At 73.0% G+C, this 12,977-nt stretch carries 14 protein-coding genes; 4 read left to right on the forward strand and 10 right to left on the reverse strand.

The window, feature by feature from the left end; genetic code table 11:
* Positions 1–61: 61 nt before the first annotated feature.
* Positions 62–121 carry a trp operon leader peptide gene (locus tag ABT129_RS24895; RefSeq protein ID WP_351905646.1) on the forward strand — a complete coding sequence of 20 codons (60 nt, stop codon included), beginning with the start codon at positions 62–64 and terminating at the stop codon, positions 119–121.
* 98 nt (positions 122–219) lie between these two features.
* On the forward strand, positions 220–2,097 hold the full coding sequence (locus ABT129_RS24900) for an anthranilate synthase family protein (protein ID WP_351905564.1): 1,878 nt from the start codon (positions 220–222) through the stop codon (positions 2,095–2,097).
* A gap of 54 nt (positions 2,098–2,151) precedes the next feature.
* On the opposite strand, the gene ABT129_RS24905 is transcribed toward ABT129_RS24900, so the two are convergent.
* The 4 genes from ABT129_RS24905 to ABT129_RS24920 form a co-directional block, all read right to left on the reverse strand.
* On the reverse strand, positions 2,152–3,150 hold the full coding sequence (locus ABT129_RS24905; protein ID WP_351905566.1) for a 2-hydroxyacid dehydrogenase: 999 nt from the start codon (positions 3,148–3,150) through the stop codon (positions 2,152–2,154).
* Between the two features lie 136 nt (positions 3,151–3,286).
* A complete protein-coding gene (locus tag ABT129_RS24910; RefSeq protein ID WP_351905569.1) occupies positions 3,287–3,973 on the reverse strand; it encodes a response regulator in 687 nt (228 codons plus the stop codon).
* Positions 3,970–5,184, reverse strand: a complete 1,215-nt coding sequence (gene macS, locus ABT129_RS24915) for a MacS family sensor histidine kinase (RefSeq protein WP_351905572.1) — start codon at positions 5,182–5,184, stop codon at positions 3,970–3,972. The genes ABT129_RS24910 and macS overlap by 4 nt, the downstream gene beginning before the upstream one ends.
* 33 nt (positions 5,185–5,217) lie before the next feature.
* Positions 5,218–5,949, reverse strand: coding sequence for a lysophospholipid acyltransferase family protein (locus tag ABT129_RS24920; protein ID WP_502981896.1), 732 nt, complete (start codon positions 5,947–5,949; stop codon positions 5,218–5,220).
* Between the two features lie 192 nt (positions 5,950–6,141).
* Between ABT129_RS24920 and ABT129_RS24925 the strand changes: the two genes are divergently transcribed.
* Together ABT129_RS24925 and ABT129_RS24930 are read left to right on the forward strand one after the other, a co-directional pair.
* A complete protein-coding gene (locus ABT129_RS24925) occupies positions 6,142–6,924 on the forward strand; it encodes an alpha/beta hydrolase (protein ID WP_351905578.1) in 783 nt (260 codons plus the stop codon).
* Positions 6,917–7,612 carry a hypothetical protein gene (locus ABT129_RS24930; RefSeq protein WP_351905581.1) on the forward strand — a complete coding sequence of 232 codons (696 nt, stop codon included), beginning with the start codon at positions 6,917–6,919 and terminating at the stop codon, positions 7,610–7,612. The genes ABT129_RS24925 and ABT129_RS24930 overlap by 8 nt, the downstream gene beginning before the upstream one ends.
* A 7-nt stretch (positions 7,613–7,619) precedes the next feature.
* Here ABT129_RS24930 and ABT129_RS24935 read toward each other — a convergent pair whose 3' ends face one another.
* From ABT129_RS24935 to ABT129_RS24960, 6 genes are all read right to left on the reverse strand, one after another.
* Positions 7,620–8,363 carry an endonuclease/exonuclease/phosphatase family protein gene (locus ABT129_RS24935; protein WP_351905584.1) on the reverse strand — a complete coding sequence of 248 codons (744 nt, stop codon included), beginning with the start codon at positions 8,361–8,363 and terminating at the stop codon, positions 7,620–7,622.
* Positions 8,364–8,449: 86 nt separating this feature from the next.
* A complete protein-coding gene (locus tag ABT129_RS24940) occupies positions 8,450–9,391 on the reverse strand; it encodes an ROK family glucokinase (RefSeq protein WP_351905587.1) in 942 nt (313 codons plus the stop codon).
* Positions 9,392–9,457: 66 nt separating this feature from the next.
* Positions 9,458–9,979: a DUF5304 domain-containing protein gene (locus ABT129_RS24945; protein WP_351905590.1), complete on the reverse strand. Its 522-nt coding sequence runs from the start codon at positions 9,977–9,979 to the stop codon at positions 9,458–9,460.
* Between the two features lie 43 nt (positions 9,980–10,022).
* Entirely contained in the window at positions 10,023–11,153 is a 1,131-nt protein-coding gene (locus tag ABT129_RS24950) for an ArsA family ATPase (RefSeq protein WP_351905593.1), read from the reverse strand.
* 297 nt (positions 11,154–11,450) lie between these two features.
* Complete coding sequence (locus ABT129_RS24955) at positions 11,451–11,891, reverse strand: SRPBCC family protein (protein WP_351905596.1); 441 nt, start codon at positions 11,889–11,891, stop codon at positions 11,451–11,453.
* A gap of 90 nt (positions 11,892–11,981) precedes the next feature.
* The gene (locus ABT129_RS24960; protein ID WP_351905599.1) at positions 11,982–12,749 is read right to left on the reverse strand and encodes a metallophosphoesterase family protein; all 768 of its coding nucleotides are present in this window, start codon (positions 12,747–12,749) and stop codon (positions 11,982–11,984) included.
* Positions 12,750–12,977: the final 228 nt, after the last annotated feature.

A 12,977-nucleotide genomic window follows, 5' to 3' on the forward strand; every position in this document is an offset into this window, starting at 1 on the left:
CCGCGCCGTCCACGGTGCGGACCGGGCCCCGTTCCCGTCCCCGCTGGGTTACAGTGCTCGCATGTTCGCGCCTCAGATCCAGAACTGGTGGTGGACCGCTCATCCGGCGGCCCACCGATAGCGCGTACACCGACACACGCACCGGCCGCCCCGAGGGGCGGCCTTTCTCGTGCCCGGGCCGTTCCTCTCCCCTCGTCAACGGAAGGAACGACGGATCCCATGAACCTGGACCTCGCCCGTCTCCTCGACCCCGCCGCCCCGCCCTTCGCCCTGCTCCGCCGCCGCACCCCCGGCCGTGATCACGACACCGTCGAGGTGCTGATCGGCCCGGTCCACCAGGCGGAGCGCCTCGCGGAGCTGCCCGTGGGCCCGCTGCCGACGCTCGCCCTCGTGCCCTTCCGGCAGATCCGGGAGCGCGGCTTCGACGTGCGCGACGACGGCACCCCGCTCGCCGTGCTGGCCGCCGAGGAGGCGTACGAGCTGCCGCTGGCCGAGGCCCTCGAGCGGCTCCCGGCGCACGACGTGACCGTCGAGGGCGGCGGGTTCGACGTCTCCGACGAGGAGTACGCGGGGATCGTGCGGCGGGTCATCGACGAGGAGATCGGCTCGGGCGAGGGCGCGAACTTCGTCATCCGGCGCACGTTCACCGGGGAGATCCCCGGCTTCGGGCGCGCCGACGCGCTCGCCCTGTTCCGGCGGCTGCTGGCCGGTGAGCGGGGGGCGTACTGGACCTTCGTCGTGCACACGGGCGACCGGACGCTCGTCGGGGCGAGCCCGGAGGTGCACGTGCGGATGTCGGGAGGCACCGTCGTCATGAACCCGATCAGCGGCACGTACCGCTACCCGGCCGGGGCCGCCCCGACCGCCGAGGGTCTGCTCGCCTTCCTCGCCGACCGCAAGGAGACGGAGGAGCTGTCGATGGTGGTCGACGAGGAGCTCAAGATGATGTGCACGGTCGGCGACATGGGCGGCGTGGTGGTCGGGCCGCGCCTGAAGGAGATGGCCCATCTCGCGCACACCGAGTACGAGTTGCGGGGCCGTTCGAGCCTGGACGTGCGGGAGGTCCTGAAGGAGACGATGTTCGCGGCGACCGTGACCGGCTCGCCCGTGCAGAACGCCTGCCGGGTGATCGAGCGTCACGAGGCGGGCGGGCGCGGCTACTACGCGGGGGCCCTCGCCCTCCTGGGTACCGACGAGAACGGCGCCCAGACCCTGGACTCCCCCATCCTGATCCGTACCGCCGACATCGCCTCCGACGGGCGCCTGCGGGTCCCGGTCGGCGCCACCCTCGTACGGCACTCGGACCCGGCGGGCGAGGTCGCCGAGACCCACGCCAAGGCGGCCGGGGTGCTCACCGCGCTCGGGGTACGGGACGGCCGGCCGTCCGGAGGGTCGGCGCCGGGCCCCGTGCGCCTCGCCGACGACCCCCGGGTACGGGCCGCCCTGGACGCGCGGCGGGCGGACCTCGCGCCGTTCTGGCTGAGGATGCAGGTCCGTTCGGCCGAGCTGTCGGGCCACGCGCTGGTGGTCGACGCCGAGGACACCTTCACGGCGATGCTGGCGCACGTCCTGCGCTCCTCGGGCCTGGACGTGTCGGTGCTCCGCTACGACGAGCCGGGGCTGCGCGAGCTGGCGCTCTCCCACGAGGGGCCGGTCGTCCTCGGCCCCGGCCCCGGGAACCCCTCGGACGCCGCCGACCCGAAGATGCGCTTCCTGCGCGGTCTGACGGCCGAGCTGGTGCGGGACCACCGCCACGGCCTGCTCGGCGTCTGCCTGGGGCACGAGCTGATCGCCGCCGAGCTGGGTCTGGAGATCGTCCGCAAGCGGACGCCGTTCCAGGGGGCCCAGCTGCGGATCGACCTCTTCGGGCAGGAGCGGACGGTCGGCTTCTACAACAGCTTCACCGCCCGCTGCGACGACCGGACGGCGACGGAGCTGGCGCTGCACCGGATCGAGGTGAGCCGGGACGCGGAGACCGGTGAGGTGCACGCGCTGCGCGGGCCGGGCTTCGCGGGGGTGCAGTTCCACCCCGAGTCGGTGCTGACGACGGACGGCGCCGCACTGACGGCCTCGCTCCTCGCCGGCGTGCTGGTCTGAAGGGTCCGGACCTTCCGGCCGGTCCCTCCGCCGGGCCCCGCCCCGGCGGAGGGATCAACCGGTCCTGGGCACCAGGACGTTCTCGCCGCGGCGCCCCGCGGTGTAGTCGAGGACGTTCTGGACGGTGGTGTCGATGATCTGGCCGACCGCGTCCACGGTGTAGTACGCCTGGTGGGAGGTGACCACCACGTTCGGGAAGGTGACCAGGCGGGCGAGCGTGTCGTCCTCGACGACCTCCAAGGACTTGTCGAGGAAGAAGAGCCCGGCCTCCGCCTCGTACACGTCGAGGCCGACGCCGGCGAAACGCCCGGAGCGGAGTTCGACGACCAGCGCCTCGGTGTCGATGAGCCCGCCGCGGCTGGAGTTCACCAGGATGACGTCGTCCTTCATGCTCTTGAGGGCGGCGGCGTCGATGATGTGGTGGGTGGCCGGGAGCAGCGGCACGTGCAGGCTGATGAGGTCGGCCTCGGCGAAGAGCCGTTCCTTCTCGACGTACTCCATGCCGAGTTCGACGCAGGCGGGGTTCTCGGCGACGTCCCAGCCGAGCAGGCGCATCCCGAAGCCGTGGGCGATCCGGGTGAAGGCCTCGCCGATCTTGCCGGTGCCGAGCACGCCGACGGTACGGCCCCGCAGGTCACGGCCCATCAGTCCGTCGAGGCGGAAGTCGAAGTCGCGGGTGCGGTTGGAGGCGCGGACGATCCGGCGGTTGACGGCGGTCGCGAGGGTCCAGGCGAACTCGGCGACGGAGTACGGCGAGTAGTACGAGACCCGGGCGACGGTGAGGCCGAGCCGTTCGGCGACCTCCAGGTCGATGTTGTTGAAGCCCGTGGAGCGCTGGGCGATCATCTGGGTCCCGCCGGCGGCGAGGGTCTGCAGGACCCGGTGGTTGAGGTTGGCGTTGACGCTGGTGGAGACGATCTCGTAGCCGGCGGCGATGGGGGCGGTGTCCTCGCTGAGGAAGACGCCGAGACAGCGGACGTCGTGGTGCCCCTCGAAGGCCTTCTCGATCATGGGCCTCTCGTCCGCCTGTACGCCGAATGCCAGGATTTCCACGAGATACCCCTCATGACAGCGATGGTCCGGATAGGAACGGCGATGGGCCGTATACGCGCGATCATCGCGAATATACGGCCCATCACGTCACCGTGCCCGGCACACCGGCCGCACCGGCACGCCTCGGGACCGCGGCTCAGGCGTCGTCGAGACCCCGCTCGATGGCGTACCGGACGAGTTCGACCCGGTTGTGCAGCTGGAGCTTGCCGAGGGTGTTCTGGACGTGGTTCTGCACCGTGCGGTGCGAGATCACCAGGCGTTCGGCGATCTGCTTGTAGCTGAGCCCCTTGGCGACGAGCCGCAGGACCTCGGTCTCGCGCTCGGTGAGCTGCGGGGCCTTCGGCTCGTCGGCGCCGGCCGTGGGGGCGGGCTCGGAGGCGAGGCGGCGGTACTCGCCGAGGACCAGGCCGGCGAGGCCGGGGGTGAAGACGGGGTCGCCGACCGCCGTCCGCCGCACGGCGTCGATCAGCTCCTCCGTGCTGGCCGACTTGAGGAGGTAGCCGGTGGCGCCGGACTTGACCGCCTCCAGGACGTCGGCGTGCTCGCCGCTCGCCGAGAGGACGAGGACCCGCAGCTCGGGGCGGCCTCCGACGAGTTCCTTGCACACCTGGACACCCGGCTTCACCGGCAGGTTGAGGTCGAGGACGAGGACGTCGGGCGTGACCGCGAGGGCGCGGCGCACGGCCTGCTCGCCGTCACCGGCGGTGGCGACCACGTCGAGCCCCGCCTCGGCCAGGTCGCGGGCGACCGCGTCCCGCCACATCGGATGGTCGTCGACGACCATCACTCTGATCCGGTCCGTCCCGGTCCGCTGCTCGCTCATCTTTCCTGTTCTGCCTTCCCCCGTGGAACCTTCAACTCGACTTCCGTGCCCTGGCCCGGGACCGAGATCAGCTCGGCCGAGCCGCCCAGGTCCCGCAGTCTCCCCCGGATGGAGAGGGCGACGCCCATCCGGCCCTCGCCCTCCGCCTGCGCGAGGCGGCCCTCGGGGATGCCGGGTCCGTCGTCCCGGACGGTGACGATCACCTCGTCCGTCCAGTCCTCGACGAGGATCCAGGCGCGGGCGTCCTCGCCCGCGTGCACCCGCACATTGTCCAGGGCGGCGCCGACGGCGGCGGCCAGCTCGCGGGCGGCCGGCGGGGCCAGCAGGACGGGCGCGCCGGGCTCGGAGAGGGTGACCAGCGCCCCGGCGCGCGGGGCGAGCAGCAGGCGCAGGTCGACGGGCGTGTCGTCGTCGCGCTCGTCGTCCTCGTCGACGACCCGGACGACGGCCCCCTCGGACTCGTCCTCGGAGACCAGGCTGGGGCGGCTGAGGCCGCCGGCCACGAGCGTGCGGAGGGCGACCTCCTGCTCCCCCGCCATCCGGCCGAGTTCGGCGGCCTCGCCGCCGAGCGCGGTGCCGCGCCGCTGCACCATCGCGAGGACCTGGAGGACGCTGTCGTGGATGTCGCGGGCGAGCCGCTCCCGCTCCCGGGTGGCGGCCTCGATCTCCAGGGCGCGGGCGAGGGTGCGTTCGGAGGCGCGGGCCACCTCGACGACGTATCCGATGGCGATGGAGGCGACCCAGACGAGCAGGACGTTGTGGAGGGTGTCCCGGCTGGGGTGGCCTCGTTCGACGAGGTTGGCGACGGCGACGAGGGAGGAGGCGACTCCGGCCCAGCGCCAGCCGCCCTTGATCGCGTACGCGAGGACGGACCCGGCGGTCCATATCGACGGCAGGGTGGGGCCGTCGACCGTCTGGGCGTGGGCGTCGGCGAGCGGGGTGAGGAGGATGCCGACGAGGGCGACGGTGAGGTCGGCGCCGAGGAAGCGCTTGGTGCAGCTGGCGGCGTTCGCGACCTTGGGGAGGGTCGCGAGGGTCCAGACGCACATCACCGCCAGGTAGACGACGGCGATCCAGGGCCGCTCGTAGCGGTCCCTGCTGAAGGCGAACAGCAGGACCGCGTAGATCATCGTCAGGACGCGGTAGCCGGTCAGCGCACGCCACAGCGGCTGCTCGACCGACATGCGCACGACACGCTCGCGCTTGGCCATCTCCCCCACCCCCCGACGTCCCTCGCGGGACGACTACGCGCCGGACTCTTCCCGGGCCGCGATCTCGGCCTTGACGGCCTCCTTGGCCGCCTTCTCCGCGTCCGCGAGCTGCCGCTTGGCGGCCGTCGCGTAGATGTCGACGTACTCCTGGCCGGACAGCTTCATGATCTCGTACATGACCTCGTCGGTCACCGAGCGGAGGATGAAGCGGTCCCCCTCCATGCCCTGGTAGCGGGTGAAGTCCAGCGGCTTGCCGATCCGGATCCCCGGGCGCATCAGCTTGGGGACGACCTTGCCGGGCGGCTGGATCTTCTCGGTGTCGATCATGGCGACCGGGATCACCGGCGCGCCGGTGGCCAGCGCCACCCGGGCCAGACCGCCGGGCTTGCCCCGGTAGAGACGGCCGTCGGGCGAGCGGGTGCCCTCGGGGTAGATCCCGAAGAGCCCGCCCTTCTCGATCACGTCGATACCGGCCTTGATCGCCGCCTCGCCCGCGCCGCGGGCACCCGAACGGTCCACCGGCAGCTGACCGACGCCCTTGAAGAAGGCGGCGGTGAGCTTGCCCTTCACGCCCGGCGAGGTGAAGTACTCCGCCTTGGCGATGAAGGTGACCTTGCGGTCCAGAACAGCGGGCAGGAAGAAGGAGTCGGAGAACGACAGGTGGTTGCTCGCCAGGATCGCGGGCCCGTCGGCGGGAATGTTCTCCAGACCCTCCACCCAGGGCCGGAAGGCAATCTTCAGGGACCCTCCGAGGGAGAACTTCATTGCGCCGTAGATCAACTCGCCATGCCTTCCGTGTGCCGTCGCGATCGACTTTATCCCGTACCGACGCACGGCCCCCGCTACGGCCCTGGTCGGTGTCGGTCCGGTCGCGTACCGTGAAGGTCCTTCCCCATTCTCCGTCGCTCTCGGCGCACCCCGAAGACGCCGAGGACGCAAACCGAACAGGAGACCCCGGTGCCGGTCCTTCCCGGAGCCGAGCCGTACCGCCACGAGGGCGGAGAGGTCGGCGTCCTTCTCTGTCACGGATTCACCGGTTCCCCCCAGTCGATGCGCCCGTGGGCCGAGTACCTCGCCGCGCGCGGGCTCACGGTGTCGCTGCCGCTGCTGCCCGGTCACGGCACCCGCTGGGAGGACATGCAGCTCACCACCTGGCACGACTGGTACGCGGAGGTGGACCGGGCCCTGCGCGAGCTCCTGGAGCGGTGCGGGACCGTCTTCGTCTTCGGTCTCTCCATGGGCGGGGCGCTGACGCTGCGGCTCGCCGCCCAGCACGGCGACGCCGTGAGGGGCATCGTCCTGGTCAACCCGGGCAACAAGGTGCACGGCCTCGCCGCGCACGCGCTGCCGGTCGCCCGTCATCTGGTCCCCTCGACCAAGGGCATCGCCAGCGACATCGCCAAGGAGGGCGTGACCGAGGTCGGCTACGACCGGGTGCCGCTGCACGCCGCGCACTCGCTGCGCCGGTTCTTCCGGACCGTGGACGCGGAGCTGCCCCAGGTGACGCAGCCGGTCGTGCTGCTCCACAGCCCCCAGGACCATGTCGTGCCGCCCGTCGACTCGGCCCGGATCCTCTCCCGCATCTCCTCGACCGACGTCAAGGAGATCCTGCTGGAACAGAGCTACCACGTCGCGACGTTGGACCATGACGCGGAGCGGATCTTCGACGAGAGCCTGGCTTTCGTCGAGCGTCTCGCCCCGGTTCCGGTCGACGAACAGGGGAGCAGGAGCGGTGGCTGAGCAGCAGGACGGCGGCGAACGGGAGCCGCAGCCCATCGACGAGGAGGCGGCCTGGGCCGCGATCGTCGCCGGGTACGGCGAGGAGCCCGTGGACCCGCCGGGGGCGAAGCCGTACCGGACCGTGCAGAACCTGTCCCTGCCGGAGCCCGAGGCCGACGGCGACGAGGACGGGGACGCCGGTGAGATCCGGCCGGTCAGGGCGAGGCCGGCCGACGGCAAGGGCGCGCTCTGGAAGCCGAGGCCGACGACCGGGGAGACCCCGGCGGAGGCCTCCGAGGAGCCCGGGGCGGAGCGAGAGGCCGAGGGAGAGGCCGAGGACGGTCCCGAGCGGCCCGCGCTCGGCAGCTCCGTCGTCTTCGCGCCCGGCGTCCGCCCCGCCGGCCCCCGGGACTACTCGCCGGCCGAGCCGGAGGACACCCCCGGTGGCTCCGAGGAGGGCCACTTCGTCCCGCCGGAGCCGCCGCCGCTGCCCGATGCGGACGTGACGACCAGGTTCGCCTGGCTCGCCGTGATCGGCGGCCCGGTGCTGATGCTCCTCGCCGTCCTGCTCCGCTGGGACATGACCTGGTGGCTGACGACGCTCTGCGTCGGCGGCTTCCTGGGCGGCTTCGCGACCCTGGTGGGGCGCATGAAGCACGACGACGACGATGACGGCTTCGACGACCCGGGCCGCGGCGCGGTCGTCTGAGCCCTCTCTACGACGCGGGGACGCGGACCGCCGCGAGCACCGGAAGGTGATCGGTGGCGGCCCGCAGATCCGCGGGGTCGAGGTCCGTCGGCACCCCGCAGCCGAGGAACTCGACGCCCGGGGTGGCGAGGATCGCGTCGATCCGCTGGTGCGGGTCGGCGGGGGTGGAGGTGTGCGCGCCTCCCCAGGGGCTGACCTCCCAGCCGTCCCGGAGCTCCTTCGCGAGGCGGCGGAAGGCGGGGCCGTCGGGCCGTTCGTTGAGGTCTCCCGCGACCAGGGTGTACGGGGTGCCCAGGGCGGCGACCCGGTCGAGGACCATGCCGGCCTGGGCGTACCGCTCGTCCTTCCGCAGGCTCAGATGGCAGCTGATCAGACCGACCCGGGCGGCGCCGAAGCGGACCACGGCGGTCGCGAGACCGCGCCGGTGCAGGCCCGGGGTGAGCGGCAGCAGGACGTCCTCGGTGCGTTCCACGGTGGCCCGCAGGGAGCAGAGCAGCATCGGTCCCGCCGCGGTGGCCCCGCCGCTCAGGACGACGAGCTCGCTCTTGGCGGCGAGCCGGGCGGCGTGTTTGCGCCAGCGGAAGAAGCGCGGGGCCTCCTGGACGAAGACGAGGTCCGGGGCGCAGGCCCGGATCACCCGGGCGAGGGCGTCCTCGTCGTCGCGCATCGAGCGCACGTTGTAGCTGAGGACCCGGAGGACGGCCGAACCGTCCGCCTCGGTGCGGGAGTTGGGCAGCTCACTGATCGCCATGACACGTAACGTACGACAACCGCCCGCCGCGTCCGCGGGGGACGCGACGGGCGGTCGCCGGATGGCTCGGGCCCTCGTGGGAACGCTCAGCCCTGACGGGCGAGGTCCGCGGCGCCGACCAGGCCGGCCTTGTTGCCGAGCTGGGCCGCGAGGACCTGCGCGTGCGGCCGCCACTGGCCGCCGATCAGCCAGCGCCGGAAGGACTTGCGGATCGGGTCGAGGACGAGGTCGCCCTCGTCCGAGACGCCGCCGCCGACGATGAACGCCGAGGGGTCGAAGAGCGAGGCCAGGTCGGCGAGACCGGCACCGGCCCAACGGGCCAGCTCCCGGAAGGAGTCGACGGCCACCGGGTCGCCGGCGCGGGCGGCCTGGCTGACGTGCTTGCCCTCGATGCCCTCGGGGGTGCCGTCGCCGAGGCCCAGCAGGACCTCCGCGCGCTCCGGGGTGGCGTTGGCGCGCTGCCTGGCGTAGCGGACGAGGGCGCGCCCGGAGGCGTACTGCTCCCAGCAGCCCTGGCTTCCGCAGCCGCACAGCAGACCGTCCGGGACGACCCGGATGTGGCCGAACTCGGCGGCCACGCCGAAGCGTCCGCGGCGCAGCTTGTTGCCGATGATGATGCCGCCGCCGAGGCCGGTGCCGAGGGTGATGCAGATGACGTCCTCGTGGCCCTGGCCGGCGCCGAACCGGTACTCGCCCCAGGCCGCCGCGTTGGCGTCGTTCTCGACGACGACGGGCAGGCCGACCCGCTGCTCGACCTTGTCCTTGAGCGGCTCGTGCCGCCAGTCGATGTTCGGCGCGAAGAGGACGGTGGCACGCTTGTCGTCGACGTAGCCCGCGGCTCCGATGCCGACGGCCTCGATCGTGTGGCCCTTGCCGGCCTCGGACACGGCGGCGCTGATCGCGTCGACGATGCCCTCGGGGGTCGGCGGGGTGGGCACCTTGTGCGTGTCGAGGATGTTGCCCTCCTCGTCGACCACGCCGGCCGCGATCTTCGTGCCGCCGATGTCGACGCCGATGGTGAGTCCCATGTGTCCCTCAGTTTTCGGTCGAGCCCCGCTAGCGCCCACCGTACCCGAGGGGGACGCGCGTCCCGATCAGTCGAGGTCGATGTGCTGGCCGGTTCCCGGCCCTTCGTCGTCCCGGCGGTCGTCCCCGGGGTCGTCCCCGCGGCCGTGCTCGCCGTCGGTCCCGGCGCCGGGCGCGCCGTCGTCGCCGCTCGGGCCGTCCGCCTCGCGGCGCGGGTCGCGCGGGTCGTCCGACGGCACCTTCTCGCCGCGGGTCCAGCGGCTCTCGTGGGCCTCGACGGCGGAGCGGTAGGCGGCGAGGAGCTCGTTCCCGGCGGCGGCGAGGTGGTCGAAGACCTGCGGGTTGCGCTCGACGACGGGCTCGACGACGGCCTTCGCCTGGTTGACGAGCTGCTGCACGGTCTGTGCGGCCTGGCCGGCGAGCAGGGGGTTCCCGAGACCGCCGGAGACCTTGTCGGCGACGGCTTCGAAGAGCTTGCGGAACTCCTCGGCGGCGGAGCCGGGCTCCGCCCCGCGCTGGGCCCGGCGACGGGCCTTCTCCGCCTCCAGGTCCTCGGCGCACGCCTTGGCCCAGGCATCCGAATCGCTCATGGCGTACTCCTCAGTGGCTGGTACTTCGACGGTACACGCCCCCTCACGGGGTGCGGGGCCAGAGTCCGGGGTCGGGGGTGAAGCGCACCCGGAGGTCGCCGTCCACGAGGGCGGCGCCGGTGACGGTGCAGCGGCGCAGGGCGCCCGGCAGGGGCACGTTGCGGCGGAAGCCGCCGACGGTGAGGAGCAGTTCGTCACCCCTGCGGACGAGGGACAGCTCCTCCTTGACGGCCCCGGGGAGACCGATGTGCCAGACCAGGACGCCGTCCTCCTCGCGCCGGTCCTCGACGGTCCACGCGGGTACGGGGGCGGGGACGGCCGCGGGGAGCCCGGGGGCGAGGAGCGCGAGGTCCTCGGGCCCGCGCGGGTCCCGGCCGAGGTGCGGGAGCTCGTCGACGGCGCCGACGGCGGTACGGAGCTCCGCGAGGTGCCGGTGCTGCTGGGCGGTGAGCCCGGCGAGCCAGGGGTCCTCGGAGTCGGCGGGCAGGAGCCGGTTGGCGACGACGGCGTCGAGGGCGAGGCCCTGGAGGGCGAGGCCGAGGCGGGCCGTGCGCAGGGTCCGGAGGGCGGCGGGGCCGGGTTCCAGGACGAGGAGGACGCCGGTGGTGGGGGCGTCGACGACGGCCTGGACGGCGGCCAGCTCGGCCTCCCAGCGCGCGGTGGTCTCGTACAGCCACTGCGCGGGCATGGGGACCCCGGCGAGCTGGGCGAGCATCGGGCGCAGGGCGCGGGCGGCCTGCCGTTCGGCGGGCAGGAGGCGGCGCAGGTAGCGGCGGAGCTGCTCGGGCAGGGCGAGGACGGCGAGGGCCTCGGCGAGCGGCGGCAGGTCGACGACGGCGAGGTCGTGGTCGCCGGTGGCGGCGTCGCGCAGGGAGCGGAGCAGGGCGAACTGGCGGCTGCCGGGGAGTTCGGTGAGTTCGGCGTCCTCGAAGGGCGCGGCGCCGAGCAGGTCGAGGGCGGTGCCGGAGCGGGCCTGGAGGGCGAGGAACTCGCGGCGGAAGTCGGCGGCCGGCCGGGGGCGCAGCACGCGCAGGCCGTCGCCGTCGAGGAGCGGATCGGCGTCCTCGGAGACGAGGAGGACCCGGCGCCCCGCCCGCGCCTCGGCGAGGGCGGTCGCGGCGGCGACGGTGGTGCGCCCGGCGCCGCCGGCGCCGGTGACAAGGATGATCCGCATGCGGAGGACGTTACCCGCGCCCTTCCGGGACCCGTGCGGGAGGCCGTCTCCGGCGTCCTCGGGGGGCTCGTGCGGGAGGCCGTCTCCGGCCTCCTCGGGGGGGCTCCCGCGGGAGGCCGTCTCCGGCCTCCTCGGGGGGCTCCCGCGGGAGGACGTCACCGGCGTCCGCGGGGGGCTCGTGCGGGAGGACGTCTTCCGGCGTCCGCGGGGGGCTCAGGCGGGAGGACGTCGTCCGCGCTCTCCGGCCTCGCCCTCCCGGCGCTCGCGCGGGAGGACGTCACCGGCGTCCGCGGGGGCTCAGGCGCCGGATTCGACGCGCTTCTTCAGTCCCGCGAGGGCGCGGTCGATGATGACCTTCTCGGCCTTGCGCTTGATCATGCCGAGCATGGGGATCTTGACGTCCACGGTCAGCTGGTAGGTGACCTCGGTGCGGTCGCCGCCGAGCGCGGCGAGCCGGTAGGAGCCGTCCAGGGAGCGGAGCATCTGCGACTTGACCAGGGTCCAGCTGACCTCGTCGGCGCCGGTCCAGGTGTAGGCGAGGGTGTGGTCGTCCTTGATCGCTCCGGCGTCGAGGAGCAGCCGGACCTTCTCCGCGCGGCCGGAGCCGTCGGTCTCCAGGACCTCGGCCTCCTTCACCTCGCCCGTCCACTCGGGGTAGCGGGCGAAGTCGGCGATCACGCCCATGACGTCGGCCGGTGCCGCCTCGATCGTGATGCTCGAGCTGGTGTGTTCGGCCATCGTGGTGGCTCCTCCACTGTGCGGTCCGGCGGAAGTCAAGGGGCACAGACGTGCCGACGGGAAGGCTATCGCGCCGCGGCACGCGGCCGGTCACCACTCCAGCGCGAAGGGCCTGCCCGTCGAGGCGAAGTGACCGACGTTGACGCACTCGGTCGAGGCGATCCGCATCCGCCGGGCCAGCGGCTGGTGGACGTGGCCGAAGAGCGCGTACCGGGGGCGGGTGCGCCGGAGGGCGTCGAGCAGGGCCCGGCTGCCGCGCTCGAAGCGGCGGGCGACGGTGTCGTAGGTCAGCTCCGGCACCTCCGGCGGGATGTGGGAGCAGAGGACGTCGACCTCGCCGAGGGCCTCGACCTTGGCCGCGTACTCCTCGTCGGAGATCTCGTACGGGGTGCGCATCGGGGTGCGCAGGCCGCCGCCGACGAAGCCGAAGACGAGCCCGCCCAGCTCGATCCGCTCGCCGTCGAGGACGGTCGTCCCGGGCCGGGCGAAGTCGGGCCAGAACCGGGGGATGTCGACGTTCCCGTAGGTGGCGTACGTGGGGGTGGGGAAGGCGGCGAAGAGTTCGGCGTACTGGCGGCGGACCGCGGCCTCGATCGCGGTCTCGCGGTCGACGTCGAGCCCGGCCCAGAGCCGGCGGCCCAGCTCACGGGCCTCGTCGAAGCGGCGGGCGGTGCGCAGCTCCACGAGCCGGTCGGCGTTCTCGACGCCGAAGAGGTCGGGGAAGATCCCGCGGCTGTGGTCGGCGTAGTCGAGGAAGAGGACCAGGTCCCCCAGGCATATGAGGGCGTCGGCCCCGTCCCCCGCCCTGGCGAGGTCTCCGGCGTTGCCGTGCACGTCACTGACCACATGGACTCGCATGGGCCCCACCTTAGGGGGTGTCACCTGCGGTTACTTCCGAGTCGGCAAACCTGTGGATTACTGTGCGCAGTGCACCGCCATACATGTGTGACGCACGGAACATCTGGCCGGGACCCCCTATCGGGAACCATGTACTGATGGGTAACGTCCGGGCAGTCCAGTCGTGCTCACCCCCACGGAGCACCTGCCAGTTCTTGGACTACACCGGTGCATCACACAGAGCCGTGG

It is taken from the genome of Streptomyces sp. NPDC002057, from assembly GCF_040296665.1.
Classification (GTDB): Bacteria; Actinomycetota; Actinomycetes; order Streptomycetales; family Streptomycetaceae; genus Streptomyces.

Bases quoted from the DNA above. Each gene is read 5' to 3' on its own strand.
- ABT129_RS24960 (WP_351905599.1), bottom strand. From the start codon at position 12,749: ATGCGAGTCCATGTGGTCAGTGACGTGCACGGCAACGCCGGAGACCTC.
- ABT129_RS24920 (WP_502981896.1), bottom strand. From the start codon at position 5,949: ATGAAGTTCTCCCTCGGAGGGTCCCTGAAGATTGCCTTCCGGCCCTGG.
- ABT129_RS24900 (WP_351905564.1), top strand. From the start codon at position 220: ATGAACCTGGACCTCGCCCGTCTCCTCGACCCCGCCGCCCCGCCCTTC.
- ABT129_RS24950 (WP_351905593.1), bottom strand. From the start codon at position 11,153: ATGCGGATCATCCTTGTCACCGGCGCCGGCGGCGCCGGGCGCACCACC.
- ABT129_RS24945 (WP_351905590.1), bottom strand. From the start codon at position 9,979: ATGAGCGATTCGGATGCCTGGGCCAAGGCGTGCGCCGAGGACCTGGAG.
- ABT129_RS24935 (WP_351905584.1), bottom strand. From the start codon at position 8,363: ATGGCGATCAGTGAGCTGCCCAACTCCCGCACCGAGGCGGACGGTTCG.
- ABT129_RS24940 (WP_351905587.1), bottom strand. From the start codon at position 9,391: ATGGGACTCACCATCGGCGTCGACATCGGCGGCACGAAGATCGCGGCC.
- ABT129_RS24910 (WP_351905569.1), bottom strand. From the start codon at position 3,973: ATGAGCGAGCAGCGGACCGGGACGGACCGGATCAGAGTGATGGTCGTC.
- ABT129_RS24955 (WP_351905596.1), bottom strand. From the start codon at position 11,891: ATGGCCGAACACACCAGCTCGAGCATCACGATCGAGGCGGCACCGGCC.
- macS (WP_351905572.1), bottom strand. From the start codon at position 5,184: ATGGCCAAGCGCGAGCGTGTCGTGCGCATGTCGGTCGAGCAGCCGCTG.